This is a genomic window from Flectobacillus sp. (assembly GCF_049240685.1).
In the GTDB taxonomy this organism is placed as follows: domain Bacteria; phylum Bacteroidota; class Bacteroidia; order Cytophagales; family Spirosomataceae; genus Flectobacillus.
In genome coordinates this window covers 1-2253 of the sequence record NZ_JBMLSD010000298.1, presented here as the reverse complement: position 1 = coordinate 2253, position 2253 = coordinate 1, and the positions used below count along the sequence as shown (strand labels likewise).

General features: G+C 40.7%; 1 protein-coding gene. It reads left to right on the top strand.

Features of this window, described 5'->3' with window-relative positions:
- Positions 1 to 70: 70 nt before the first annotated feature.
- Positions 71 to 2253: beta-N-acetylhexosaminidase (locus tag ACOVQ4_RS13460; RefSeq protein WP_421821150.1), on the top strand; the 2183-nt coding region annotated here is incomplete at its 3' end.

Sequence of the window (2253 nt, the reverse complement as noted above, 5' to 3'; positions counted from 1 at the left end):
ATCATTTTATACCTTTGAAAATGATAGACTCAGGTCATAATCACCCCACCCAATTTCAATTAAAATCAATATGAAAAAACAACTTTTGCTTTTATGGTGTCTGCTTTGTTCGGGTACAATACTAGCGCAAAATCGTTACCCAATTATTCCTCAACCCCAAAAGGTAATTCCTCAAAACGGCACTTTTGAGCTCAACTCACAAGTAGTAATTGTGGATAAAACCCACAACCCGGAAACCTTGGTGGCGCTTCAACCTCTAAAAGACAAATGTCGCTTGGCAGCAGGTTTGGCATTGCCTATCGTGAGCAAAGCGAAGGGAAAAAAGCCTATTGAGGTGATTTTGGACAACAAAATGACTCAGGCAGAAGGATACAAATTGAGTATTACACCACAGCGTATCCAACTCAAGGCAAAAACGCCCGCAGGTTTTTTTTACGGAGTACAAAGTTTATTACAGCTTTTACCCACGGATATAGAACAGAAAATCCGTGCGAACGATACCCAGTGGACAATTCCTTGCGGAACGATTGAAGATGAGCCACGTTTTGGTTACCGCGGAATTATGCTTGATGTATCTCGTCATTTTATGCCTGTTGATTTCTTGAAAAAGTATATTGATGAATTAGCAGCACTCAAGATCAACCGTTTTCATTGGCACTTAACCGACGGACAGGCTTTTAGATTTGAAAGTAAAAAATATCCCCTTTTACACACAGCCAAGTCTCCACAATGGCCAACTAATGAAGGTTTTTACACGCAAGAACAAATGCGTGAATTGGTCAAATACGCTCAAGACCGTTTTATTACGATTATTCCTGAAATTGATGTGCCAGGACACTCGCAAGCAGCCTTGGTAGCATATCCTCAGTATGCTTGTCAGGATAGTACGGGTAAACAGTTATTGTTTCAAGGAGAGTTTTGCCCAAAACCAGAATCAGCCCAATTTATTGCGGATATCTTAGACGAAGTAATTAGTATTTTTCCAAGTGAATACATTCATGTCGGTGGTGACGAAGCTAGCAAAGTAGCTTGGCATAAATGTCCTGTTTGTCGTAAAACTACCCAAGATTTAGGCTTAAAGAATGTAGATGAATTACAAAGTAATTTTATCAAAACGCTTGAAAAACATCTGAATAGTCGCGGTCGTAAGATGATTGGTTGGGACGAAATCCTAGAAGGAGGATTAGCTCCAAATGCAACGGTTATGGCTTGGAGAAGCCTAGAAAGTGGCGGAGAAGCAGCCAAAATGAAGCATAATGCCATTATGTCGCCAACTTCTCATTGCTATTTGGATTATTATCAATCAGAAGATCCAAACGAACCTTTGGCTTTTGCAGGATTTATTAATCTTCCAAAAATTTATAGCTTTGAGCCTATTCCAGAAAACTTAACAGCAGAAGAAGCGAAGTATGTGTTAGGTCCACAAGCTAACCTTTGGACAGAGCAAGTACCTGTTGGTAGTCATGCCGAATATATGACTTTTCCGAGAGGAGTTGCGCTAGCGGAAGTAGGTTGGTCGAAAAAGGAAGACCGCAATTATGCTAACTTCCTTGATAGACTATCGAGCTATTTGACACGTATGGATTATCGTTCGGTCAATTATGCGAAGCATTTTTTTGAAATCAAAACACAAACTTCAAGAGATGCTAACCAACGTATTAATTTGTCGTTGCTGTGTGATAACAATGGAGCGCCTATCTATTACACCACCGACGGTAGCACGCCAACGCAGCAATCCAACTTGTACACGGGTCCTATTTTGATTTCGCAAACTACCAATATCAAAGCGGCTACCGTGATGAAAGGTAGAATGGTAGACGAAATTACTCGTACTATTAGTATCAACAAAGCTACAGGAGTACAAATGGAACTGACGACCCTTCCAAGTAAAAAATACTTTAGAGGCGGAATTGGGGCAATAACTAACGGTACTTTTGGCGGCAACGGTCGCTTCAATGACGAAGAATGGCTAGGCTGGAATGACCAAGATTTTGAAGGTGTGATCAAATGGAATCAGCCGACAGACTTTTCAAAAATTACACTTCGCTTTTTCCATAAACCTTCAAGCTGGGTTTGGATGCCTAAATCGGTGAGTATTTTAGCGTCAAATGATGGAGTAAATTATACCCCTTTGGCAACAGTCAACCCAAGTGTACCTGCACAAGAGGGCGTTTTGACCATACCAATGCTCTTGGGAAATCGACAATATAAATTTCTCAAAATCAAAGCTCAAGCCTTCGGAACCATTCCTGC